Source organism: Streptomyces sp. NPDC024687, from assembly GCF_055559055.1.
This window is the reverse complement of the sequence record NZ_JBVHLJ010000001.1, coordinates 56,110-79,098: the sequence shown is the minus strand read 5'-3', so window position 1 is coordinate 79,098 and position 22,989 is coordinate 56,110. Positions and strand designations below refer to the sequence as shown.

General features: G+C 70.6%; 23 protein-coding genes. 11 read left to right on the top strand and 12 right to left on the bottom strand.

What is annotated here, in order from left to right; translation table 11 throughout:
- The first annotated feature begins 5 nt into the window (after nt 1-5).
- The 3 genes from ACZ39I_RS00345 to ACZ39I_RS00335 all read left to right on the top strand — a co-directional run bounded on the left by ACZ39I_RS00345 (nt 6) and on the right by ACZ39I_RS00335 (nt 2,360).
- The gene (locus tag ACZ39I_RS00345) at nt 6-908 is read left to right on the top strand and encodes a ribokinase (RefSeq protein ID WP_467241309.1); all 903 of its coding nucleotides are present in this window, start codon (nt 6-8) and stop codon (nt 906-908) included.
- Entirely contained in the window at nt 905-1,294 is a 390-nt protein-coding gene (rbsD, locus tag ACZ39I_RS00340) for a D-ribose pyranase (RefSeq protein ID WP_467241307.1), read from the top strand. The genes ACZ39I_RS00345 and rbsD overlap by 4 nt, the downstream gene beginning before the upstream one ends.
- A 199-nt stretch (nt 1,295-1,493) precedes the next feature.
- Nucleotides 1,494-2,360 carry a DUF1963 domain-containing protein gene (locus tag ACZ39I_RS00335; protein WP_467241304.1) on the top strand — a complete coding sequence of 289 codons (867 nt, stop codon included), beginning with the start codon at nt 1,494-1,496 and terminating at the stop codon, nt 2,358-2,360.
- 53 nt (nt 2,361-2,413) lie between these two features.
- Here ACZ39I_RS00335 and ACZ39I_RS00330 read toward each other — a convergent pair whose 3' ends face one another.
- Genes ACZ39I_RS00330 through ACZ39I_RS00320 form a run of 3 tightly spaced genes read right to left on the bottom strand, consistent with a single transcriptional unit; the run spans nt 2,414 to nt 5,549 of the window.
- Complete coding sequence (locus ACZ39I_RS00330; protein WP_467241302.1) at nt 2,414-3,244, bottom strand: sugar phosphate isomerase/epimerase family protein; 831 nt, start codon at nt 3,242-3,244, stop codon at nt 2,414-2,416.
- Entirely contained in the window at nt 3,241-4,395 is a 1,155-nt protein-coding gene (locus ACZ39I_RS00325) for a dihydrodipicolinate synthase family protein (RefSeq protein WP_467241300.1), read from the bottom strand. The genes ACZ39I_RS00330 and ACZ39I_RS00325 overlap by 4 nt, the downstream gene beginning before the upstream one ends.
- Entirely contained in the window at nt 4,392-5,549 is a 1,158-nt protein-coding gene (locus ACZ39I_RS00320) for a Gfo/Idh/MocA family protein (protein WP_467241298.1), read from the bottom strand. The genes ACZ39I_RS00325 and ACZ39I_RS00320 overlap by 4 nt, the downstream gene beginning before the upstream one ends.
- A gap of 285 nt (nt 5,550-5,834) precedes the next feature.
- Between ACZ39I_RS00320 and ACZ39I_RS00315 the strand changes: the two genes are divergently transcribed.
- On the top strand, nt 5,835-6,881 hold the full coding sequence (locus ACZ39I_RS00315; RefSeq protein ID WP_467241296.1) for a LacI family DNA-binding transcriptional regulator: 1,047 nt from the start codon (nt 5,835-5,837) through the stop codon (nt 6,879-6,881).
- A 50-nt stretch (nt 6,882-6,931) separates the two neighbouring features.
- Here the strand turns inward: ACZ39I_RS00315 and ACZ39I_RS00310 are convergent, their stop codons facing one another.
- Nucleotides 6,932-7,519 carry a DinB family protein gene (locus tag ACZ39I_RS00310; RefSeq protein ID WP_467241294.1) on the bottom strand — a complete coding sequence of 196 codons (588 nt, stop codon included), beginning with the start codon at nt 7,517-7,519 and terminating at the stop codon, nt 6,932-6,934.
- A 171-nt stretch (nt 7,520-7,690) separates the two neighbouring features.
- Between ACZ39I_RS00310 and ACZ39I_RS00305 the strand changes: the two genes are divergently transcribed.
- From ACZ39I_RS00305 to ACZ39I_RS00290, 4 genes are all read left to right on the top strand, one after another.
- Nucleotides 7,691-8,287 (top strand): dihydrofolate reductase family protein, encoded by a 597-nt coding sequence (locus tag ACZ39I_RS00305; RefSeq protein ID WP_467241293.1) that lies wholly within the window; start codon nt 7,691-7,693, stop codon nt 8,285-8,287.
- 76 nt (nt 8,288-8,363) lie between these two features.
- Nucleotides 8,364-9,296, top strand: coding sequence for a bifunctional helix-turn-helix transcriptional regulator/GNAT family N-acetyltransferase (locus ACZ39I_RS00300; RefSeq protein ID WP_467241291.1), 933 nt, complete (start codon nt 8,364-8,366; stop codon nt 9,294-9,296).
- Between the two features lie 79 nt (nt 9,297-9,375).
- Nucleotides 9,376-10,176, top strand: a complete 801-nt coding sequence (locus tag ACZ39I_RS00295; protein ID WP_467241289.1) for a sugar phosphate isomerase/epimerase family protein — start codon at nt 9,376-9,378, stop codon at nt 10,174-10,176.
- 183 nt (nt 10,177-10,359) lie between these two features.
- Nucleotides 10,360-11,595, top strand: coding sequence for an MFS transporter (locus ACZ39I_RS00290; RefSeq protein WP_467241287.1), 1,236 nt, complete (start codon nt 10,360-10,362; stop codon nt 11,593-11,595).
- Nucleotides 11,596-11,667: 72 nt separating this feature from the next.
- Here ACZ39I_RS00290 and ACZ39I_RS00285 read toward each other — a convergent pair whose 3' ends face one another.
- Nucleotides 11,668-12,075: an ATP-binding protein gene (locus tag ACZ39I_RS00285; RefSeq protein ID WP_467241285.1), complete on the bottom strand. Its 408-nt coding sequence runs from the start codon at nt 12,073-12,075 to the stop codon at nt 11,668-11,670.
- A 120-nt stretch (nt 12,076-12,195) separates the two neighbouring features.
- Between ACZ39I_RS00285 and ACZ39I_RS00280 the strand changes: the two genes are divergently transcribed.
- Together ACZ39I_RS00280 and ACZ39I_RS00275 are read left to right on the top strand one after the other, a co-directional pair.
- Nucleotides 12,196-13,014, top strand: a complete 819-nt coding sequence (locus ACZ39I_RS00280) for a helix-turn-helix domain-containing protein (RefSeq protein WP_467241283.1) — start codon at nt 12,196-12,198, stop codon at nt 13,012-13,014.
- Nucleotides 13,011-13,223, top strand: a complete 213-nt coding sequence (locus ACZ39I_RS00275; protein ID WP_467241281.1) for a DUF397 domain-containing protein — start codon at nt 13,011-13,013, stop codon at nt 13,221-13,223. Before ACZ39I_RS00280 ends, ACZ39I_RS00275 begins: the two co-directional genes overlap by 4 nt.
- Here ACZ39I_RS00275 and ACZ39I_RS00270 read toward each other — a convergent pair.
- The 7 genes from ACZ39I_RS00270 to ACZ39I_RS00240 form a co-directional block, all read right to left on the bottom strand.
- Nucleotides 13,170-13,328, bottom strand: a complete 159-nt coding sequence (locus tag ACZ39I_RS00270) for a hypothetical protein (protein WP_467243329.1) — start codon at nt 13,326-13,328, stop codon at nt 13,170-13,172. The two genes, ACZ39I_RS00275 and ACZ39I_RS00270, sit on opposite strands and share 54 nt — an antisense overlap.
- A 47-nt stretch (nt 13,329-13,375) precedes the next feature.
- Entirely contained in the window at nt 13,376-14,842 is a 1,467-nt protein-coding gene (locus ACZ39I_RS00265) for a glycosyltransferase family 2 protein (RefSeq protein WP_467241279.1), read from the bottom strand.
- 329 nt (nt 14,843-15,171) lie between these two features.
- Nucleotides 15,172-16,590 carry a glycosyl hydrolase family 28-related protein gene (locus tag ACZ39I_RS00260; protein ID WP_467241277.1) on the bottom strand — a complete coding sequence of 473 codons (1,419 nt, stop codon included), beginning with the start codon at nt 16,588-16,590 and terminating at the stop codon, nt 15,172-15,174.
- Between the two features lie 487 nt (nt 16,591-17,077).
- Nucleotides 17,078-17,851, bottom strand: coding sequence for a class I SAM-dependent methyltransferase (locus ACZ39I_RS00255; protein WP_467241275.1), 774 nt, complete (start codon nt 17,849-17,851; stop codon nt 17,078-17,080).
- Nucleotides 17,852-18,469: 618 nt separating this feature from the next.
- The gene (locus tag ACZ39I_RS00250; RefSeq protein ID WP_467241273.1) at nt 18,470-19,102 is read right to left on the bottom strand and encodes a GNAT family N-acetyltransferase; all 633 of its coding nucleotides are present in this window, start codon (nt 19,100-19,102) and stop codon (nt 18,470-18,472) included.
- Between the two features lie 7 nt (nt 19,103-19,109).
- Nucleotides 19,110-20,375 (bottom strand): 3-phosphoshikimate 1-carboxyvinyltransferase, encoded by a 1,266-nt coding sequence (gene aroA / locus ACZ39I_RS00245; RefSeq protein ID WP_467241272.1) that lies wholly within the window; start codon nt 20,373-20,375, stop codon nt 19,110-19,112.
- Between the two features lie 59 nt (nt 20,376-20,434).
- Entirely contained in the window at nt 20,435-20,692 is a 258-nt protein-coding gene (locus ACZ39I_RS00240) for a hypothetical protein (protein WP_467241270.1), read from the bottom strand.
- A gap of 370 nt (nt 20,693-21,062) precedes the next feature.
- On the opposite strand from ACZ39I_RS00240, the gene ACZ39I_RS00235 reads away from it, so the two are divergent.
- Entirely contained in the window at nt 21,063-22,859 is a 1,797-nt protein-coding gene (locus ACZ39I_RS00235; RefSeq protein WP_467241268.1) for a glycoside hydrolase family 3 protein, read from the top strand.
- The last annotated feature ends 130 nt before the right edge of the window (nt 22,860-22,989 follow it).

Sequence of the window (22,989 nt, the reverse complement as noted above, 5' to 3'; positions counted from 1 at the left end):
TCTTCATGTACGACTACGACCTGCTGGTCGTGGGATCCGCCAACGCCGACCTGGTGGTCGGCGTCGAGCGGCGGCCCGGCGCAGGCGAGACGGTGCTCGGCTCGGACCTGGCCGTGCACCCGGGGGGCAAGGGCGCCAACCAGGCGGTCGCGGCGGCCCGGTTGGACGCGCGTACGGCGTTGCTGGCCCGCGTCGGCGACGACGGGCACGGCCGGCTGCTGCTCGACTCACTCCGGGCTGCCGGGGTCGACACGGTGGGCGTGCTGGTGGGCGGGGCGCCGACGGGGGTCGCCCTGATCACCGTCGATCCGTCGGGCGACAACAGCATCGTGGTCTCGCCGGGCGCCAACGGGCGTCTGACGCCGGGGGACGTACGGGCCGCGGTCAGCCTCTTCCACGCCTCCCGGGTGGTCTCCACCCAGCTGGAGATCCCGCTGGAGACGGTCGTGGAGGTGGTGCGGAACCTGTCGCCGGACAGCCGGTTCGTGCTGAACCCGTCGCCGCCGCGGCCGCTGCCCACCGAGGTCCTGGTGGCCTGTGATCCGCTGATCGTCAACGAGCACGAGGCGAAGGTGATCCTCGGGGACGCGTGTGTGAGCGACGCGCCGGAGGACTGGGCGCGGCTGCTGCTCGCGAAGGGGCCGCGGTCGGTGGTCGTGACCCTGGGCGCCGAGGGCTCGCTGGTGGCGTCCTCGGCGGGGGTGAGCCGGGTGGCGTCGGTGAAGGTGGACGCCGTGGACACGACGGGGGCGGGGGACGCATTCACGGCGGCGCTGGCGTCCCGGCTGGGGGCCGGTGCGGGGCTGGCGGAGGCCGCCGCGTACGCGTCCCGGGTCGGGGCGGTCGCGGTGACCCGCAAGGGCGCGCAGGACTCCTTCCCCACGGCGGAGGAGGTCGGGGCGCCGTGAAGAAGGCCGGAATACTCAACCGTCAGCTCTCCGGCGCGCTCGCCGAGCTCGGGCACGGGGACGGGGTGCTGGTGTGCGACGCCGGCATGCCGATCCCCGACGGGCCGCGCGTGGTCGACCTGGCCTTCCGGGCCGGGGTGCCGTCCTTCGCGGAGGTCCTCGACGGGCTGCTCACCGAGCTGGTCGTGGAAGGGGGCACCGCCGCCGCGGAGGTGCGGGACGCCAACCCCGCGGCCGCGCAACTGCTGCACGCCCGCTTCCCCGAGCTGCACCTGGTCCCCCACGAGAGGCTCAAGAAGCTCTCGGCGAACGCGCGGCTGGTCGTACGCACGGGCGAGGCACGGCCGTACGCGAATGTGCTGCTGCGCTGCGGGGTCTTCTTCTGACCCGCCGCCCGCGCAGATGTTTCGAGAGGCCCGGTCCATGGACCGGGCCTCTCGGCTTTCCCCTCCCCCATCAGAACCCCCGCGATCCCCCCGGATCCCCCTCCAAGAGTCCTGATGCCAAGTACGACCGGCCAGGTGCGGAAAGGGTTGTACGGCTTCCCGGATTTTTTTGTCAGTGCCCGCCGCTACCGTTCCGGCCATGACTTCCGAGGACACGCGGATGAGGTTACGTCCCTTCCGTGACAAGGCGCTCGCACGTGGGATCCCCGTCGAGGACGTGGAGCGGTGGATGGACACCGCCCGGCCCTGCGCGACGCTGGCCGAGCACGGGGACGGGCCGGTCGTGGGGCGGTTCGGGGGGCCGCTGCTGCTTCCCGTGGGGGTGACGCACCCCTTCCATCCCTTCGTCGCGTCCATCGACCTCGCGGCCCTGCCCGCCGGCGCGACGGATCTGTCCCTGCCGTCCGACGGCCACCTGCTGCTGTTCGCCTATCCCGAGGACTTCGGTGACCGGGAGAGCATGGGGAGCGCGGTGTACGTACCGTCCGGGACGGCCGTGGAGGAGCGGGACAAGGAGGGGTGGGCCTGGTTCGAGAACGACGACGAGTACCAGGAGGTCTTCGCGCAGTTCCCGCAGGAGACGCTCAGGGCGACGGTCGACGTCTCGCTGCCGTACCACCACTGGGTCGAGATACCCGAGGAGCCCCGCTGGGTACCGCTGCCCGGGCATCCGCGCTCCGAGGAACTGGCCGCGGTGTGGCACGAGACCCACGACGACATCGCCTCCTCGGGGCGGCTCCGGATCGGCGGGTACGCCGACCAGGAGGCCGTCGACACCGACCCCGTCGGGAAGGCCGTGTGGTGCGCGGTGCAGGAGGCCGCGGCCGGGCGCTGGGGCGGGAGTGAGCCGGTCTCGGGCGACCTCGCGGACTGGGTGCTGCTCGCCGAGTGGAATCCCTGGATCGACGGCTTGGAAGGCGCCACCGCCCACTGGTCCGTCCAGCGCGCGGACCTGGCGGCCCGGCGCTTCGACCGGACGTTCACGACGGTTTCCCGGAATCCGTAAGGGCTCCGGACGGGGCCGGAGGGGACTCCCGAGATTCCCCTCCGGCCCTCGCTTCACAAGGTGTGCGCCACGAACCGTTCGGCGGTCTCGGCAAGGACCTCGCGGCCGTCGCGGGCCCACAGCGCGTCGTTGAACAGCTCGACCTCGATGGCGCCCGTGTACCCGGCCGCCTCGACGTACCGCTGCCACTCCCGCATGTCGATCGCGCCGTCGCCGATCTGCCCGCGGCCGTTCAGCACGCCCTCCGGCAGCGGGGTCGTCCAGTCCGCGAGCTGGAAGGTATGGATACGGCCGCCGGCGCCGGCGCGGGCGATCTGCGCGGACGCGTTGTCGTCCCACCAGATGTGGTACGTGTCCACCGTGACGCCGACCTGGTGGGCGGGGAAGCGCTCCGCCAGGTCGAGGGCCTGGGTGAGCGTGGAGACCACACAGCGGTCCGAGGCGTACATGGGGTGCAGCGGCTCGATGGCCAGCTTCACCCCGTGCTCCTCCGCGTACGGGCCCAGGACGGACAGGGCGTCCGCGATGCGCTCACGGGCGCCGTGCAGGTCCTTGGAACCGGCCGGGAGGCCGCCGGAGACCAGGACCAGCGTGTCGGTGCCCAGGGTCGCCGCCTCGTCGACCGCACGCCGGTTGTCGTCCAGGGCCGCGGCCCGCTCGTCCGGGTCGATCGCCGTGAAGAAGCCGCCGCGGCACAGCGTGGTGACCGTGAGGCCCGCGTCACGGACCAGCTTGGCCGTCTCCTCGACGCCGTACGACTGGACGGGCTCGCGCCACAGGCCGACGTTGCCGACGCCCAAGTCGCGGCAGGCGTCGACCAGTTCCGGCAGGGACAGCTGCTTGACCGTCATCTGGTTGATCGAGAAGCGGGACAGGTCGGTCACTGGTTCACCCCATACAGGGACAGCAGGTTCTTCATGCGCTCCTCGGCCAGCTTCGGGTCCGGGAACAGGCCCAGGCCGTCGGCGAGTTCGTAGGCGCGCGCGAAGTGCGGGAGGGAGCGGGCCGACTGGAGGCCGCCGACCATCGTGAAGTGCGACTGGTGGCCGGCCAGCCAGGCGAGGAACACCACGCCCGTCTTGTAGAAGCGGGTCGGCGCCTGGAAGAGGTGGCGGGACAACTCGACCGTGGGGTCGAGGAGTTCGCGGAAGCCCTTGGCATCACCGGTGTCCAGCACGCGGACCGCCTCGGCGGCGAGCGGACCCAGCGGGTCGAAGATGCCGAGCAGGGCGTGGGAGAAGCCCTGGTCGTCACCGGCGATCAGCTCGGGGTAGTTGAAGTCGTCACCCGTGTAGCAGCGGACGCCCTGCGGGAGCCGGCGGCGGATGTCGATCTCGCGCTGGGCCTCCAGCAGCGAGACCTTGATGCCGTCGACCTTGTCGGGGTGGGCGGCGATGACCTCCAGGAAGGTGTCGGTCGCCGCGTCCAGGTCGGACGAGCCCCAGTAGCCCTCCAGGGCCGGGTCGAACATCGGGCCCAGCCAGTGCAGGATCACCGGTTCGGCGGACTGGCGCAGGAGGTGGCCGTAGACCTCCAGGTAGTCCTCGGGGCCCTTCGCCGCGGCCGCGAGGGCCCGGGAGGCCATCAGGATGGCCTGCGCGCCTGACTCCTCGACGAGGGCGAGCTGCTCCTCGTAGGCCGCGCGGACCTCGTCCAAGGTCGCGGGGCCGGTGAGCTGGTCGGTGCCGACACCGCAGGCGATGAGACCGCCGACCGACTTGGCCTCGGCGGCGCTGCGCCGGATCAGCTCGGCCGCGCCCGCCCAGTCCAGGCCCATCCCGCGCTGGGCGGTGTCCATGGCCTCGGCGACACCGAGCCCGTGCGACCACAGGTGACGGCGGAAGGCGAGGGTGGCGTCCCAGTCGACGGCGGCCGGGGAGTCCGGCGTGGAGTCGGCGAACGGATCGGCGACGACGTGCGCCGCCGAGAAGACCGTACGGGAGGTGAAAGGGGTGCCGGGGGTGGCGGCGAAGGGCTCCTCGCGGGGCTCGTAGGCCCTGAAGCCCCCCTGGAGGTCGGGGAGTCGGATCGTCACAGCGAGATCTCCGGTACGTCGAGACGGCGGCCCTCGGCCGAGGACTTGAGGCCCAGTTCGGCGAGCTGGACGCCGCGGGCGCCGGCGAGGAGGTCCCACTGGTAGGGGGCGTCGGCGTAGACGTGCTTGAGGAAGAGCTCCCACTGGGCCTTGAAGCCGTTGTCGAACTCGGCGTTGTCCGGGACCTCCTGCCACTGGTCGCGGAAGACCTCGGTGGCGGGGATGTCCGGGTTCCAGACCGGCTTCGGGGTGGCGGAGCGGTGCTGAACGCGGCAGTTGCGCAGGCCGGCGACGGCGGAGCCCTCGGTGCCGTCGACCTGGAACTCGACGAGCTCGTCGCGGTTGACGCGGACCGCCCAGGAGGAGTTGATCTGGGCGATCGCGCCGCTGTCGAGCTCGAAGATGCCGTAGGCGGCGTCGTCGGCGGTGGCGTCGTAGGGCTTGTCGTTCTCGTCCCAGCGCTGCGGGATGTGGGTGGCGGTGAGGGCCTGCACTGACTTCACCCGGCCGAAGAGCTCGTGGAGCACGTACTCCCAGTGCGGGAACATGTCGACAACGATGCCACCGCCGTCCTCGGCCCGGTAGTTCCAGCTCGGGCGCTGCGCGGTCTGCCAGTCGCCCTCGAAGACCCAGTAGCCGAACTCGCCGCGGATCGAGAGGATCCGGCCGAAGAAGCCGCCGTCGATGAGGCGCTTCAGCTTGAGCAGGCCGGGCAGGAACAGCTTGTCCTGGACGACGCCGTGCTTGATGCCCTTCGCCTCGGCGAGGCGGGCCAGCTCCAGGGCGCCGTCGAGGCCGGTGGCGGTGGGCTTCTCGGTGTAGATGTGCTTGCCCGCCGCGATCGCCTTCTTGATGGCCTCCTCGCGCGCGGAGGTCACCTGGGCGTCGAAGTAGATCTCCACGGTCGGGTCGGCGAGGACCGCGTCCACGTCGGTGGAGACGTTCGCCGGGTCCAGGCCGTGCTGCTCGGCGAGGGCCTTCAGCGCGTGCTCACGGCGGCCCACGAGGATCGGCTCGGGCCACAGCACGTTGCCGTCACCGAGGTCGAGACCGCCCTGCTCGCGGATCGCGAGGATCGAGCGGACCAGGTGCTGGCGGTAGCCCATGCGCCCCGTCACACCGTTCATGGCGATACGCACCGTCTTGCGTGTCACGTCATTCCCTTCATCGGAGTCGTACGCGGTCGTGCGCGCCGCGCACGCTCCACTGATGAGCGTTACAGCAAGCGCTTTCTATCCAGGAAGAAGCTAGCCTCTGACCACCGGTCTGGACAAGACTGCGGCGGGGGTGAGTTGTTCGAGGGGGCGAACAACTGGGCGTCATGGCCTTAAGGTCAGCTCGGAACCGGGCCGTGGGGGCCCGCGTGTACGACGAAGTACGACTTAGATGCGCCGAGGCCCGCTCAGGCATGCCGAGGCGCGCGACCGGAGGACGACGAGATGACGGTGACCCTGGCGGACGTGGCGGCCCGCGCCCAGGTCTCCCCCGCGACGGTGTCGCGCGTACTGAACGGGAACTATCCCGTGGCCGCGTCGACCCGTGAGCGGGTGCTGCGGGCCGTGGACGAGCTGGACTACGTGCTGAACGGGCCGGCGAGCTCGCTCGCCGCCGCCACGTCGGACCTCGTCGGGATCCTCGTGAACGACATCGCGGACCCCTTCTTCGGGATCATGGCCGGGGCGATCCAGTCGGAGATCGGGGGGCCGGGCGGGCGCGCGGGCGGTGAGCGGCTCGGGGTCGTCTGCAACACCGGGGGCTCTCCGGAGCGGGAGCTGACGTATCTCACCCTGCTCCAGCGGCAGCGGGCGGCGGCGGTCGTCCTGACGGGCGGGGCGGTGGAGGACGCGCCGCACCAGGCGGCGATGTCGGCCAAGCTGCGGAAGCTGGCGGACGCGGGGACGCGGATCGTGCTGTGCGGGCGGCCGCCGGCGCCGGAGACCGGGGCGTTCGCGCTGACCTTCGACAACCGGGGCGGGGGCAAGGAGCTCACGGACCACCTGATCGGGCTCGGCCACCGGCGGCTCGGGTACATCGCGGGCCCCCAGGAGCGGACGACGACCCGGCACCGGCTGGAGGGGCACCGGGCGGCACTGGAGGCGCACGGGATCGAGGAGGATCCCCGCTGGACGGTGTACGGCCGCTACGACCGCCGGTCCGGGTACGAGGCCACGCTGGAGCTGCTGCGGCGGGATCCGTCGCTGACGGCCGTGGTGGCCGCGAACGACTCCGTCGCGCTGGGCGCGTGCGCGGCGCTGCGGGACTCGGGGCTGCGGATTCCGGACGACGTGTCCGTCGCCGGGTTCGACGACCTGCCGTTCAGCATCGACGCGGTGCCCGCGCTGACGACGGTGCGGTTGCCGTTGGCGGAGGCGGGGGCGCGGGCGGGGCGGATCGCGATGGGGCGGGAGGAGCCGCCGCCCGGGGGGATCGCAACGGTGCGGGGGGAACTCATGGTGCGGGGCTCTTCGGGAGCTCCTCGGACTTGAGGGCCGGACGCCCCTGGGGGTAGCTGCTGCGTGGCGCCTTCAGGGGAGGGTCAGCGCCCGCCCGCCTTCCTCGCCGCCGCCTCCACCCGGTTCCGGTGCTGCTCCCACCAGTGCCCGTCCCCCGGCGCCATGTTGTCCCCCTCCGCCCGCTGCCCCACCGACCCGTCGACGAGCTCGCGTACGACGTCGGCGTGACCGACATGGCGGTGGCTCTCGGCGATCATGTGGATCAGGATGCGGCCGAGGGTGAGCTCCGAGTGCGGGGGCCAGGGGACGCGGCCGACGGTGTCCAGGGGAAGGACGTCGAGGGTCTCGTCCGAGTGGGCGCAGGCCCGCCGGTAGCCGTCGACGATCTGCTCGCGGGTCTCCTCGGGAGTCGCCCACAGGTCGGCGTTCGGTTCGGCGGCGCCGGTGATCCACAGGGGCTGGGCCCCGGGGAGCGGCCGGCCGAAGGTCTCGCCGAAGTACACCGCCTCGGCACCGGTGAGGTGCTTGACCAGTCCCAGGAGGTTGGTCCCGGTCGGCGTCAGGGGTCGGCGGACGTCGTACTCGGAGAGGCCGTCGAGCTTCAGGAGCAGGCAGTCTCGGGCGTCCTGGAGGTAGAGGCGGAGGTCGGCCGTGGGATCCAATGCGGTCATCGGATCAGTCTGTCGTCGGCACGATCCTTGTCCATCGGATATCGACAGGCAGGTGACGGTTCCGGTGGGACTGAACCCGAAGACGCCGTACGCTCCCCGCACCGATGAGTTCCGCGCCCCACCCCGGTCTGCACTGCCGTAACCGACCGGCCAGGAAATGGAGTGAGTCCCATGCGCATCGTCGTCAGTGAGTTCATCAGTCTGGACGGGGTCGTGCAGGCGCCCGGTGGGCCCGAGGAGGACACCGACGGCGGGTTCGCGCATGGCGGGTGGTCGCACCCCTACTTCGACGCGGAGGTGCTCGGACCGGCGTTCACCGAGGGGATGGAGCGGGCCGAGGCGCTGCTGTACGGGCGGCGGACGTATCTGACGATGGCGGCGGCGTGGCCGCAGCAGGCCGGGGACCCCTTCGCCGACCGGCTGAACTCCCTGAAGAAGTACGTCGTCACCGACACCCTCGGCGACTCCGAGCTGACCTGGAACAACACCGAGCGGATCCCGGGCTCCGAGGCCGTCGGGCGGATCCGTGCGCTGCGGGAGAGCGAGGGCGGCGACCTGGCGATGATGGGCAGCCCCACCCTCGTCCGCACGCTGATCGGCGAGGGGCTCGTCGACGAGCTCCAGCTCATCGTGATGCCGGTCGTGCTCGGCGGCGGCAAGTCGATCTTCCCGGAGGACGGGGCGAAGCGGCCGTTCGAGCTGGTGTCCACGGTCACCGGGAAGACCGGCGTGCAGGTGTGCGTCTACCGGCCGGCCACCGAGGGGTAGCCGCGGCGGGCGCGGGCGTCCTACGCTCGGTCCATCGGTATCTCTGACTGAGTCAAGCATCCGGGGGTCGAGCGACATGACCGTCCAGGACATCCGCGCCTTCAACCGCTTCTACACGAACGTCATCGGCGCCCTCGACTACAGCCGCCAGTTGTACGCCCCGTACACCCTCACCGAGTCCCGCGTCCTGTACGAGCTCGCACACTCACCGCGCACCGACGCCGCCGATCTGCGCACCGAACTCTCCCTGGACGCGGGGTACTTGAGCCGGATCCTCAACAAGTTCGAGCAGGACGGACTGATCGAGCGCACACCCTCGGTCCGGGATCCGCGCCGTCGCCGCGTCACGCTCACCCCGCGCGGCCGGGAGACCGCCGCGCTGCTCGCCGAACGTGCCGACGAATCCGTGGGCGCGCTCCTGGCGACCGTCCCCGCCGCCGACCGGCCCCGGCTCACCGAGGCGATGCGGACCGTCCGTACGCTCCTGTCCGAGGGCCGCCCCCCGCGCCGCGAGGACGTCCTGCTGCGCGAGCCGGGCCCCGGCGACCTCGGCTGGATCGTGGCCCGGAACGCGGCCCTGTACGCCGCCGAGTACGGCTTCGACGCCGACTACGAAGCGCTGGTCGCCAGGATCGTCGCCGACTTCGCGCAGGACCACGATCCGCATCTGGAGCGGGTGTGGATCGCCGAGCTGGACGGGCGGCCGGTGGGCTGCGTGATGTGCGTACGGGACGAGGCGCCCGCCACCGCCAGGCTCCGGCTGCTGCTCGTCGAGCCCGAGGCGCGCGGCCTCGGCATCGGGGACCGGCTGGTGTCGGCCGTCGTGGACTTCGCACGCGGTGCCGGCTACCGCGACCTGGTCCTGTGGACCAACGACGTCCTCACCGCAGCCCGCCGCCTCTACCAGCGCCACGGTTTCGTCCTGGCCGCCGAGAAACCCCACCGCTCCTTCGGCAGGGACCTGAACGGGCAGGACTGGCGACTGGAGCTGACCGGCACGGGAGATTGAGGGGGGTGGTCGAGTGGCGGCTCGGCTCATCCAGGCTCCCGGCTGGACCTCACCGACTCCACCGGGTGAGAGTAGGCGCATGAAACTGGCGTTCTCCACCCTCGGTGTCCCCGGCCTCCCCCTGACCGACGTGCTGCGGCTCGCGACCACGTACGGCTATCACGGAGTAGAACTGCGCGCGCATCCGGAGGAGCCGTTGCACCCCGGTGTCGGACTCGCCGAACGGGCCGACGCGGTCGCCGAGTTCAAGGCGGCCGGCGTGGAGGTCCTCGGTGTCGCCGGGTACGCGCGCGTGGCGGCGCCCGGCGACGACGAGCCCGTCGTGGAGGAGATCCACCGCCTCCTGGACCTGGCCCGCGACCTCGGCGCCGGATACGTCCGCGTCTTCCCCGGCGCCGCCTCCGACCAGTCCCGCGAGGAGGCCGACGCCACGGCCGCCCGGCGGCTCGGTACGGCCGCGGAGTACGCCGGTGACCTCGACGTACGCATCCTCCTCGAAACCCATGACTCGCACCGCACGGGCGCCGACGCGATCCGGATCCTCGGCCCGGTCGGCCACCGTCAGGTCGGCTCGCTCTGGGACGTCATGCACACCTGGCTCGGCGGCGAACAGCCCTCCGAGACCTACGCGGCCCTCGCCCCGCACCTGGGGTACGTGCAGGTCAAGGACATCGCCTCGGCCGAGGACACCACCCCCGTCGCGCTCGGCGCCGGTGTCCTGCCGCTCGCGGAGTGCGTCGAGGTCCTCTCCCGGAACGGCTGGGACGGCTGGCTGTGCTGGGAGTACGAGAAGCGGTGGTACGAGGCGGCCGCACCGCTGGAGGAGCTGCTGGAGGCCGGCCGCGAGCATCTGGCCCGGCTCCTGAACGACTCCGCCTGACGCCTGACGGCTGACGGCTGACGGCTGACGGCTGACGGCTGACGGCTGACGGCTGACGGCTGACGGCTGACGGCTGACGGCTGACGGCTGACGGCTGACGGCGATTAAACGGGTGGTCTTGGCGGGAGGGGCCGGATAGCGTCCCGGGGTGCATCAGCCCGCCCCTCCCCCGCCCCCGGTCTCATGAGCCTCAGCCGTACGTTCCTCGATGTACGGCCGCTGCGTAGTTCGCCCGTCTTCCGGCGGCTGCTGTTCGGGCGCACGGTGTCCACGCTGGGCACCTTCATGACCATGGTCACCGTCATGTACCAGGTGTGGGACATGACCCACAGCACGCTCTGGAGCGGGGCGGTCGGTATCGCCCAGGCGGTGCCGATGGTCGCGGTGAGTCTCTTCGCCGGCGCCTGGGTCGACCGGGCCGACCGGCGCCGGGTCTACCTCACCGGCACCGTCGGCTCGGCGGTCTGCTCCCTGCTGCTGGCCGTGCAGGGCTTCGCCGGGCACGCGCCGGTGCTGGTGGTCCTGCTGCTGGTCGCGGCGCAGACCTCCTTCGCCGCGCTCGGCGCGCCCGCCGCCGGGGTGTTCGTGCCGCGGTTGCTGCCCCGGGAACAGGTGGCCGCCGGTCTCGCGCTCCAGCAGGTCACCGGGCAGGCGATGATGCTGGTCGGCCCGGCGGTCGCCGGGGTCGTGCTCGGCTGGTGGGGCATCGGCGTCTGCTACCTCCTGGACACCCTGAGCTTCACGATGTCCTTCTACGGCGCCTACGGTCTGCCCGCGCTGCCGCCCGAGGGGGAGAAGTCCCGCCCCGGTCTGCACGGCGTCCTGGACGGGCTGCGTTTCCTGACCGGTCACCGGGTGGTGCGCGGCGCGCTGCTGACCGACCTGGCCGCGACCGTGCTGTCCATGCCGGTGAGCCTGTTCCCGCTGGTCAACGAGGAGCGCTTCGGCGGCGATCCGCGCACGCTCGGCCTGTTCCTGTCCGCGCTCGCGGTGGGCGGGGTCGCCGCGACGGTCTTCTCCGGCCCGGTCACCCGCCTGGCCCGTCCCGGCCCGGTGATGCTGTGCGCGTCGGCGACCTGGGGCGCGGCCCTGGCGCTGTTCGGCTTGTCCGCCGGCGCATGGGCGGCCCTGGGCATGCTGGTGCCGGCCGGCGCGGCGGACGCCCTCGCCGTCCTCTCCCGTACGACCATCGTCCAGACCCACACCCCCGACGCCCTGCTCGGCCGGGTCACGGCCGCCGAAACGATCGTCGGCCAGGCGGGCCCCCACCTCGGCAACCTGCGCGGCGGACTGGTCGCGGGCTGGACGTCGGGCGTGACGGCGCTGGTCACGGGCGGGCTGATGTGTGTGGCGGCGGTGGGGTGTGTGGGGGCGCGGACGCCTCAGTTGCGGGCGGTTCCGGTTACGGACGAGGTGTGATCTCAGCGCCCGGGTCCTGACACCGGTCCAGGACGGCGACCCAGCAGACGCAGTGCTGGAGGTGGTGCTGAATCAGCTGCGCACCAACGCACGAGCCCAGACCGACTTACCGAACTCCCGCTCCCGCACCTCCCAGGCATCGGCAAGTGCCTCCACGAGGAGCAGGCCGCGCCCCGAAGTGGACTCCGGGTCGAAGGACTTGACGACCGGGCGACGGGGCGAGCCGTCGGCGACCTCGACCTCGACGGCCTTCTCGCCGTCGTAGGTGAGGAAGACATCGAAGGTACGGCCCGGGGTCCGCGCGTGCCGGACGGCGTTGGCGGCCAGTTCCGTGAGGATCAGGGCGATCGTGTCGGCGGTGTCCTCGGGGATCGACCAGGTGGTGAGGACGAGCTGGGCGCCGTGACGGGCTTCGGCGACGTTCTCCGCGAGGGGCATGAAGCGGCGGCGCCAGGCGTGACAGTGACTTTCTGTGTTCACTCTATGACTGTCGACCCTGGTCGCTACCTTCGACAGTGACGGAGTGTCGACGTCCGCACACGGCGAGTGGGCTCGTACGGGCGTTGACCGGTGTTGAGCCGTGTTGAAGGGGGCGTTGCGATGGGGCAGCCGAAGAAGACGTCGATGTCACCGGCCGCGCAGTACTTCGCGGAGGTGCTGCGGCTGCTGCGGGTGTCGGCGGGGCTGTCACAGAACGAGTTGGGCGACCTGATGGCCTACTCGGGGGCGGCGGTGAGCGCGGTGGAGACCTGCGCGAAGCCCGCGACTGATGACTTCATCGAGGCCGCGGAGAAGGCGCTGGGCGCCGGGGGGTTGATCGCGGTGGCGGTCAAGTACCTGCGGCTGGAGAGGTATCCGGCGCATTTCCAGGGCATGGTTCAACTTGAGCAGGAGGCGCTGAGCGTGTCGTCGTACTGCGCACAACTGATCCACGGGCTGTTCCAGACCGAGGACTACGCCCGTGCGTTGTACGACCATGCGGTTCCCCCGGTAGATCCCGAGGAGGTCGAGCTACATGTCACGGCTCGTATGGAGCGCAAGGCGCTGATCGGCCGTAGGCCAGTGGCAATGATCAGCATGGTGGTCGAGGAGGCTGCCCTGCACCGACTGATCGGAGGATCGGACGTGATGCGCCGGCAGTACGAGTACCTCGTCGAATGCGCCGCGCGCCCCAACGTCACGGTCCAGGTGATGCCGACGAGCAGGGCGGGGCACGCGTGCTTGGCCGGTCCGATGACCGTGATCGAGACGCCGGAGGAGATCAGCCTGGTCTATCTGGAAGGCCAGGGCAACAGCCACCTCGTTTCCAAGCCCGACGAGGTGGGAGTACTCGCCCGCCGTTATGCGATGATCCGAACGCAGGCCCTCAACCCCGAGGAGTCCGTGAGTCTGATCGAGCAGTTGGCGGGTGAACTGTGAACAACTTGGCCTGGTTCAAGAGCAGTTACAGCGACAACACGGGCGGCGAATGCGTCGAGGTCGCCGTGGCCTCCGCCATCCACATCCGCGATTCCAAGACCCCCGCCGACCCTCACGTCACCGTCTCTCCGACCACCTGGTCCATGTTCCTCGGTTCAATGCCCCGCCAGGTCGGTGCGCGGCGTGATCGCCCAGTGGTTGCTCCGTAGGACCCGGTCCGCGAAGGTCACGTCGAGGTCGGCTCCGTACCGGAAGCCGAGGGAGCGGCAGATGCCGTTCGAGGGCCCGTTGACCGTGACGTCACGCAGCCGCACCGCGCCCTCCCGAAGTCCTCAGTCCCACCAACTGAACAGCAAGTCGCTCAGCGTGTCAGGGTTCCTGGTTGGCGCCAGGGTGGCATCTCGTCGTGCTTCGGTTCTCCGCCGGGCAGGGACAACAGCAGTCCGAGGGGATACAGGCGGCTGAGGCGGATGAGTGCTGCGGCGACACCGCAGAGCACGAAGACGGCAATCAGGTGCCAGGCGATACCGAGCGCGATGCAGGCGAAGGCCAGGCCCACTACGCCGGCCAGCATCAGGACCAGTCCGCAGGTGGTGACCAGCAGCTTCCGGAGGCGTTTCTTACGGCTGCGTGCTTGTTCCCAGGTGGCGTCGGAGCGGGTCAGGATGTCGATGAGCGCTTTGGCGTAGACCACGTTCAGGAATTGGTCGAACAGTACTTCCGGCACGATTGGGACGGCGAGCAGCAGGGCCTTCCAGCCGCCGCGTTTGGCTGCCCAGACGCGTTCGAAGGCCGCGATGCTGGTGACCGCGGCCCAGAACCACGACACTCCGGGGAACCCTTTGGTGACGGTGTAGTACCCCAGGACGGTGAGGAAGAAGGGGACGAAGGCCACGCTCAAATAGGTGAGGGCCTGCCGGCATAGGTAGGGCAGCGTGACGCGGGTGAGGCCGTAGGCCCTGAGGTTGTCCAGGGCGCCGCGTTGCCACCGCAGCCGCTGGTAGTAGAGCCGGGACCAGGTGGGCATGAGCTCGGTGCCCACGATGCAGGCACACGGGGACACGCAGCGGTACCCGAGGTGTTTGAGTGCGAGGGTCAGTTCGTTGTCCTCCGTCAGCGACGCCACGTCGTAGACGCCGTCTCCTCTCGGCAGGGTGCTCTCTGCCCGGGCTCGCTGGAGCTGGCGCAGGGCTTTGGCCGGGTAGAGGGAGGCTGTGCCGGTCAGGACGTCGGCGCGGCCCCGTCGGCGATGGAGTTCACGTGCGTAGCGCACGTACTCGTTGTCCTGGAAGTGGCAGACCAGACCGTGCAGGGGGTAGCCGAAGAAGATGGCGCCCACGCCCCCTACGGGCGGGAGGCCGGGTTCCTGCTCGTGCAGGCGGCGGGCTGCCCTGGCGATGAAATCGGAGGACAACGAGGTGTCGGAGTCCATGACCACGACGGTGTCGTCGTCGGACAGCCGCGGCAGCAATTCGCCCAGAACCTGGTTGAGTGCACCGGCCTTGGCTTGCGTGTTCCCGACCGATTCAACGACCCGCGCGCCGTGGGCCGTGCTGATCTGAGCGGTGCGGTCGGTGCACCGGTCGGCGACGACGATGACCTCGTCCGCGGGTCTGGTCTGTGCCGCGAGCGACTGGAGGGTCTCGGCGATGAGCGCTTCTTCGTCGTGCGCGGGCACCAGCACGACGATCCGTCCAGGACCGGCGCGGCGAAGGTCGGGTATGTGCCCAGGCAGGGTCCGCCCCTTGGAGGTCAGATCTCTGCGCTGACGTACGAACGCAGGCCCCCAAACCTCCTTGCGTGTCGTCCCCCGCCTCGGCCGGCCCACCAATGACACCTCGGCTTCCGATAGCGCCCATCGGTCGGCCGGACTTCTTCCGCGACCAGCCTGCGACAGGAGGCTCGGGTTCCTGTTCCCGAAGGGCGCCGGGTTGCTTGAGCGACAGCGAGGTCGGCGGACGAAATTCCCGGTGTCGATGAGAGGGCACTGTCTTCGTCGGAGCGCCGCGGGCGGCCGCTGCTCCAGGGCCTGATCCAGCCCGTCGCCCGGCTCTGTCTGCCGGGAAATGACGGTGGTGCCCTACGACCGATTCTCCCCGGTCAGGGCATCCCGGCAAGTGGATCACTGCGGTCGAGCCTCGCCCCGGCCCCTGTCGGTCAGAATCCCTTGACGAAGTCGAGTACGTACCACTTGTTCGTGGTGGCGTTGTAGATCGCGGTGAGGAAGTCCCGTTTGTTGGCCGTGGTCGTAAGGGTGACGGTGGGGATGGTGGCGCCCCGGACGAAAGCCGAACTGAGGGTGAGGGTGCGGTTTCCGGTCGCGTCCTGGATGAGTTCCCAGGTCACGCGCTGGCCATTGGTGGGATTGGTCGGTGTGCCCAGGGTCCTGTTGCCTTGCAGGGTGACGCGGAAGAGGTCGCCCAGGGCCGCGTTGGTGGCGATGGTGGGGGCGTCAGTGAGGGTGACGGGGGCGGGATTGACCTTGGCGTCGACGTAGTCCTTGCGGGTCAGATGGTCGACCGAGGTCGGGGCGGTGCCGGAGGAGACGGTGCCCTCGTAGTAGGCGGAGTCCGCGCCATAGACGAACCCGGCGGCGACGGTGCCACCGGCGGTGTCGTTGATGATGTTGGTACTTCCCGCCAGCGACAGGGGTTCCACGTTGCTGAAGTCGCCGAGGGTGGCCGAGCAGCCGGAGTCGACTTTGACCGAGTTGACCGCCGTGCCGGTAGGTGTGTTCTCGGCGAACCCGAGGATGCTGACCGCTCGGGCGCCGCCGGTGACCCAGATGCTGACATTGGGGCTGTTGTAGGTGAAGGGGTTGTACAGGCCCACGCCGATGGCCGCGTTGATCTTCCAGCTGTAGCCGTTGTATCCGGTGCCGCGGTTGACTGCGGATTCGGCTCCGCATCCGGTGAAGCTGATGCCCTGGCTTCCGATGCCGGTCACTTCGTAGCCGATGCCGCAGTGGTCCGCTGCGCAGCCGACGAAGGAGCAGTAGGCCATCGTGTCCAGGCGGAAGCCGGCGTTGGTGATGATGTCGGCGTAGCAGGCGATGAATGAGCAACTTGTGCCTGCCGCGCCTCCGGAGACACCGTGGATGTCCCAGCCGTGATTGCCGTTGTTGGCCGATGTGACTCCGGTGAACGTGGACACGATCGGGTTGGACAGGTCGATGCCGGTGTTGCCGAAGAACTTCACCGTCATCCGCGAGAAGGTCAGCGAGACAGTCGCGGGGTTCGCCGATCGCGTCAGCAGGATTCCTTTACCGCTGCCACTGCCCGGTCCCTGGACGGTGAGGTCCTGCACGGTCAGCCTGGTGATGTCCGAGCCGGTGAGGCCGTGGGCCGTGGTGCTGCTCTGGGAGATCACCGCCGAGCCGTCGCTGACGCCTTGGAGGATCAGGTTGGAGCGGGTCACCAAAGCGGAGGAGATCTTGTAGGTGCCCGCCGGGAAAACGACGGTTCCGCCGGAGGAGGGCACCGCATTGATCGCGGACTGGATTGCGGTGGTGTCGTCGGTGACGCCGTTGGCGGTCGCACCGTAGTCCAGGACGTTGAACCAGTAGCTGGTGGCCATGATGGTCTCCGTCGCTTGCATGTCGACGCGGGCTGCTGATCTGGGAGCAGCGGAACACCGGAGCCGGGTAGCCGGCCCTGAGGAGAGGCGATCAGAGCGATCGCAGTGGAGATTTCAAGGAGGTTGGTCCCGGGGGAGCAGCTCGTTGTCCGGGAACGGGCTCCCTGACCGCCTGCTCAGGGACAGGAGAGGGGTACGAACGCCGACCCGCTGCCCGATTACGCTAAGGATTCGACTGATTACTTCATGTCAGCTTAATGACTCCGGAACAACCCGTGAAGGGCTTACGTGCCCGCACATGCGCCCTTCGGTCTGATAATCGACGACGCGGCAGAAGACCTCCGCCGGGACGCGATGCGGACGCGCTCCTGGTCTCCACCCGGCAACCCGTGCGTACTCCAGTTGCCGTCTCACCCGGACTCCGCAACCCTTCGGCTGCCTTGTGTCGAATCGGCCTCCAGTGCTGTGACTCAGACGTGCCTCGCGCCTAGTCGCGGCTGGCGACCACCAGGTATCCATCACTCTCGGGGTCGAAGGTGGTGGACTGCACCGTGAGCCCGACGCTCCGCAACTGCGCCACGAGGTCCTCGTACCGGTAGGGCCAGATGGACAACCGCTCCGAGCAGGCTCGCACTGCCCCATCCGGCTCGATCTGGGCGACCACGATCTCGAGGAAGTGTTCCTGCTCCCAGCGCTGCTCGATCTGCCAGTAGTAGGTGACGAGCGCATCGCGGTCGTTGCGGCGGATGAGTCGATCGCGGACGTCTACCCGTGAGCCGGCGGAGCGCACGAGCTCCCAGTTGCGTGAGTGGAGCACAAGGCGTCCGCCCGGATTCAGCAGCCGCGACATCGCTTCCAGTGCGGTCAGGCGCCCGGCTGCTCCCTTGGCGTGCCCGAGCGAATTGCCGACGCAGAACACCAGATCGAACGTGGAGTCCTCCAGGTGGTCGGGCAGCTCGTCCCAACTCGCGCGGAGGGCTCGAAGCGAGACACCCTGCTCGTCGGCGACCTTCTCGGTCCGGCGAACCATCCCATCACTGGCGTCTGCGGCGACCACGTCAAGGCCAAGACTCGCGAGACCGACGGCGAGCTGGCCGGTTCCACACGCGCAGTCGAGGACGCGTGCGTTGGGCGGCAGAGAGCCCACGACATCGCTGTAGTACACCGCGGCTGCCTTGGCGGGGGTCAACCTGTCGTCCCCGATCAGCCACTCGTATACGTCGGAAAGCGCCCCATAACCAGCCACCGCGACAACCTCCATCACTCGACGACGCGCGGGCTGGACCGCCCTGCGATTCGGACCTTGCGCCTCGCACTGTGCCGGGCCGTGTCAGCGAAGCATTGAGCAGGACCCAACCACTTCCGGCCGCTGAGACTCCACCGGATTTCGTGGGAAACCGCGACACCCCGCACCGACGCAGGTCCCCACTCCACCGGCGCCCCATCGGCCACGACGGGGACCGCGGCCGGCAAGCGCGCGTTCACCGCCGAGCGCCGACGAGGACCCGGCTCGCGTCGCCCTCGTCGCCGACGCCGTCTCCGCCTACCTCTACGGCGCCTTCAAGCTCGACGACGCCCCGTGGGCCGCTCTCCGCAACGCCGCTGACGGCGACGGCGACGGCGACGGCGACGGCGACGGCAAGTGGAGCATCTCCAGCAAGTGAACCCCGGCCGGGCCGGGTGGCGGGGTCCGGTCCCCGGCAGTTGAGTCTGCCGACCCCGTCGCCCCGACTGGCCGGGGACGCCGGGGGGGCGGCCCGGTTACCGGTGTCTGCCCGGGGCTTCGGGCGCGGGCGGACGGTCACGGCCCGGGGCGTCACGCGGGGCTCGTTTCGCTGGAACAGCTCCCACCACTCGACCGGCACCCCAGGGACCTCAACTACCCCCGCCGCCCCACAAACCCCGCCACCCGCTCCTCCAACCGCGCCCGGCACCCCGGCCACTCCTCCGCCGTGATCGAGAAGATCGCCGAGTCGCGGAGCCGGCCGTCCTCACCCGGCGCCCAGGAGCGGGACCAGTTGCGCAGGATGCCCTCGAAGCGGGCGCCGACGCTTTCGATCGCGGCGCGGGAGCGTGCGTTGCGGGCGTCGGTCTTCAGGTCGACGCGGGAGACGCCCCACGTCTCGAAGGCGTGCCGGAAGAGCAGCAGCTTGGCCTCGGCGTTGATGCCGGTGCCCTGGGCCGAGCCCGCCAGCCAGGTGAAACCGACCTCCACGGCGTCGAGCCGGTCGTCCGAGAGCCAGCACCGCGGTTCCCAGAACGACGTGGCCCCCACCGCCCGCCCGGAGACCACCGACACCTGCGCGTACGGCGCCAGCCGTCCCGACGCCGCCCGCGCGAGCTGCGCCTCGACGTAGTCACCGACCTCGTCGGCCCTCGGCACCCAGGTGAACGCGTACGTGCCGCGGTTCTCCTCCGCCGCCGCGGCCAGGTCGGCCGTGTGTCCGTGGTCCAGCGGTTCCAGGCGCACCAACTCGCCTGCCAGGACCGGTCCTTCCAGGTGGAGACTCAACGCCCGTTCACCTCCCCATGCCCCTGCGCAGTTCGGCGAACGCCTCGTGGAAACCGGGGAAAGTCTTCCGTACGCATCCCGGGTCGTCGAACGAGATTCCCGGTACCCGAAGGCCGGTGACCGCGAAGGACATGGCGATGCGGTGGTCGCCGTACGTCGTGATGCGGGTGTCGGCCGGCGCAGCGGTCCCGGGGTGGATCTCGATCCAGTCCGGGCCCGTCGAGACATGTACGCCCAGCCGCCGCAGGTTCTCCGCGCAGGCCTCCAGACGGTCGCACTCCTTCACCCGCGTGTTGGCCACGTCCTCGATGCGAACGGGGGACGAGGCGAAGGGGGCGATCGCCGCGAGCGTCGGCATCGTGTCCGAGATGTCCCGCATGTTGACCGTCAGGCCGCGCAGTTCGCCGGTGCCCCGGACCGTGGTGGCGTCGGCGCGGACGGACACCTCGGCGCCCATCCGCCGCAGTACGTCCACGAAGCCGAGGTCGCCCTGGAGCGCGCCCGTGCCCAGGCCCGGAACCGTCACCTCGGCGCCCGGGGTCACCGCCGCCGCCGCGAAGAAGTAGCTCGCCGTGGACGCGTCGGGCTCGATCGCGTAGGTCGTGGCGCGGTAGCCGCCCGGCGGGACCACGAAGACCTCGTCCTCCCTCGTCACCTCCGCCCCGAACGCCCGCATCATCGCGAGGGTGATCTCGACGTACGGCGCCGACACCAGGTCCGTGACGCGGATGCGCAGACCCCGGCGGGTCAGCGGGCCCAACAGCAGGAGCGCGGTGAGGTACTGGGAGGACTGGCCGGCGTCCAGCGTCACCTCGCCGCCCTCCACGCCCGCCGCCCGCACCGTCAGCGGATGGTGTCCCTCCGCCTCCTCGTGCCGCAGGTCCACGCCCAGGTCGCGCAGCGCACGCGACAGCGGCAGCAGGGGACGCCTGCGCATCTGGGGCGAGGCGTCGAAGCGGTACGTGCCGTGGCCGGCCGCGGCCAGGGTGGGCAGGAAACGGGCGGTCGTCGCGCCGTCCCGGCAGTACACGTCCGCCTCGGCGGCCGCCGGCCCCTGCGGGCGGCCGTCCACCTGCCACACGTCCGGTGTACGGCCCACCCGGTAGCCGAGCCGTACCAGGCCCTCGGCGAAGCCCTCCGTGTCGTCCGAGCGCAGGGGGCGTACGAGGGTCGTCACGCCGTCGGCCGCTGCGGCCAGGAAGAGGGCGCGGGCGGTGATGGACTTGGACCCGGGGAGGGACAGGGACTGCGGGGCGGGCGTGTCGACGGGCATGCTCTCATGATCGCCGCAGGACCGCCTCCGACGCGGGCACGTCCACGAGATGGACCCGTTCAGACGCGCCGCCCGGAGCGCGGCCCCCGCCTCCACCGGTCGTCCGGCAGCGGCGCCCGGCGGTCCGTCTGGACCTGGAGCTCGTAGTACGAGTCGGCAGCCGTCCCGTGGAACGCCTCGTCGTGCGCCGCCATCGCCCCGCGGAGGGCCCCGCCCGCCGTCCCGCGGCGCCGGACGTGGCGGGCCAGCAGGGCGAAGAGGGCCAGGGTCACGGCAAGACCGGCGAGGACGGTCAGGAGCGGCAGCAACTGGCTCATGCACCGACCCTACGCCGGGGCGCGGGCGGCCCAATATGCCGACTCATCCATCCCGTTGGCCCCGCCCTCCCCAACTTGGGGCAATCGGGCCCCAGCCGGGAACCCCGCCCCGCCCCCGCTCGTCCAACCCGCAAGCTGCCGGAGAGTCACCGCGGTACGGCGTCGGCCTCGCTGCTGGCTGCGAACGCTGACCAACCCTCTCCTCCGTACTGCGGCCGGCAGCACGCCGTCATCGGCGCGCCCCCCTCCAACTGCGCCGATGGCGGCCCCTCCCTGGTTACTGTGCACTCCCTTGACTGGCAGAAACTTCCCGGTTATTGGTGACTTCTCGGAAGTTTCCTTCAGCGGATCACCTCCGGAAGGAGCGCACGTGCCCTCCAGACGTACCGTCCTCGCCGCGACGGCAGGCGTCACCGCGGCCCTCGCCGTCAGCGGGACCGCCCACGCGGACGACCAGCAGCGCGACAGCAGGCTCCGCTCCCTCGTCTCCCGTATGACGCTCGAGGAGAAGGTCGGCCAGCTCTTCGTGATGCGGGTCTACGGCCACTCCGCCACCGCCCCCGACCAGGCCGACATCGACGCCAACCTCAAGGAGATCGGCGTCCGTACGGCCGCCGAGATGATCGCCCGGTACCGGGTGGGCGGGATCATCTACTTCACCTGGGCGCACAACACCCGCGATCCGCACCAGATCGCCGATCTGTCCAACGGCATCCAGCAGGCGTCACTGCGACAGCCGCGCGGACTGCCGGTCCTCATCTCGACCGACCAGGAGCACGGGATCGTCTGCCGGGTCGGTGAGCCCGCGACCCTCTTCCCGGGCGCGATGGCGATGGGTGGGGGTGGATCGCGGAAGGACGCCCGCACCCTCGGCCGGATCGCGGGGCAGGAACTGCGCGCCATCGGCATCCGGCAGAACTACTCCCCCGTCGCCGACGTCAACGTCAACCCGGCCAACCCGGTCATCGGCGTGCGCTCCTTCGGCGCCGATCCTCAGGCAGTCGCCGGGCTCGTGGCCGCCGAGGTCGCCGGCTACCAGGGTGCCGGGGTCGCCGCCACCGCCAAGCACTTCCCTGGGCACGGGGACACCGCGGTCGACAGTCACTACGGCTTCCCGGTCATCACCCACAGCCGGGAGCTGTGGGAGAAGCTCGACGCCGTGCCCTTCCGGGCCGCGATCCGCGCCGGCATCGACTCGATCATGACCGCGCACATCCAGTTCCCGGCCCTCGACGCCTCCGGCGACCCGGCCACCCTCTCCCGCCCGATCCTGACCGGCATCCTGCGCGGCGAACTCGGCTACGACGGGGTCGTGGTGACGGACTCCCTCGGCATGGAGGGCGTCCGCACGAAGTACGGCGACGACCGCGTCCCCGTCCTCGCCCTCAAGGCCGGTGTCGACCAGCTCCTCAACCCGCCCTCCCTGGACGTGGCATGGAACGCCGTCCTGAGGGCCGTACGGGACGGCGAGCTCACCGAGGCACGGCTGGACGAGTCGGTCCTGCGGATCCTGCGGCTCAAGGCCCGGCGGAGGCTGTTCGAGGAGCCGTACGTCAGCCAGGGCGGTGTCACCCGGACCGTCGGCACCCCGGCCCACCTCGCCGCGGCCGACCGGATCGCCGAGCGCACGACGACCCTGCTGGTCAACGAGCGGCGGCTGCTGCCCCTGTCCCGCCGCACCCACCGCAGGCTGCTCGTCGTGGGCGCCGACCCCGCCTCTCCGTCGGGTACGACGGGCCCGCCCACCGGCGTCCTCGCCGCCGCCCTCACCGAACTGGGCTTCACGGCCACCGCCCTGTCGACCGGTACGGCACCCACGGCGGCCGTCGTGGCCCGGGCCGTCGCCGCGGCACAGGACGCGGACACGGTGATCGTGGGGACGTACAACATCACGGCCGCCCAGAAGACGCTCGTCGAGCAGCTCGTGGCGACCGGGAGGCCGGTCGTGGCGATCGCGATCCGCAATCCCTACGACGTGGCCCAACTGCCCGCCGTGCCGGCCTACCTGGCGACCTACTCCTGGACCGACGTCGAACTGCGGGCGGCCGCGCGGGTGATCGCCGGGAGGGCGGCACCGCGAGGGAGGCTGCCGGTGCCGGTGCAGCGGGCGGACGACCCCGCCAAGGTGCTGTACCCGGTCGGGTACGGGCTGTCGTACGGGCGATAGCGCGCGGGGCGTAGTTCCCGTACGACTCGCAACTCGTACATCACCCCCGAAAGGCGCAAAGGACCCCACATCCCTGGCGTGGCCCCGCCGCGACGGTCACGCTGGGCGGTGGGGGTAGTGCGGGGGGATT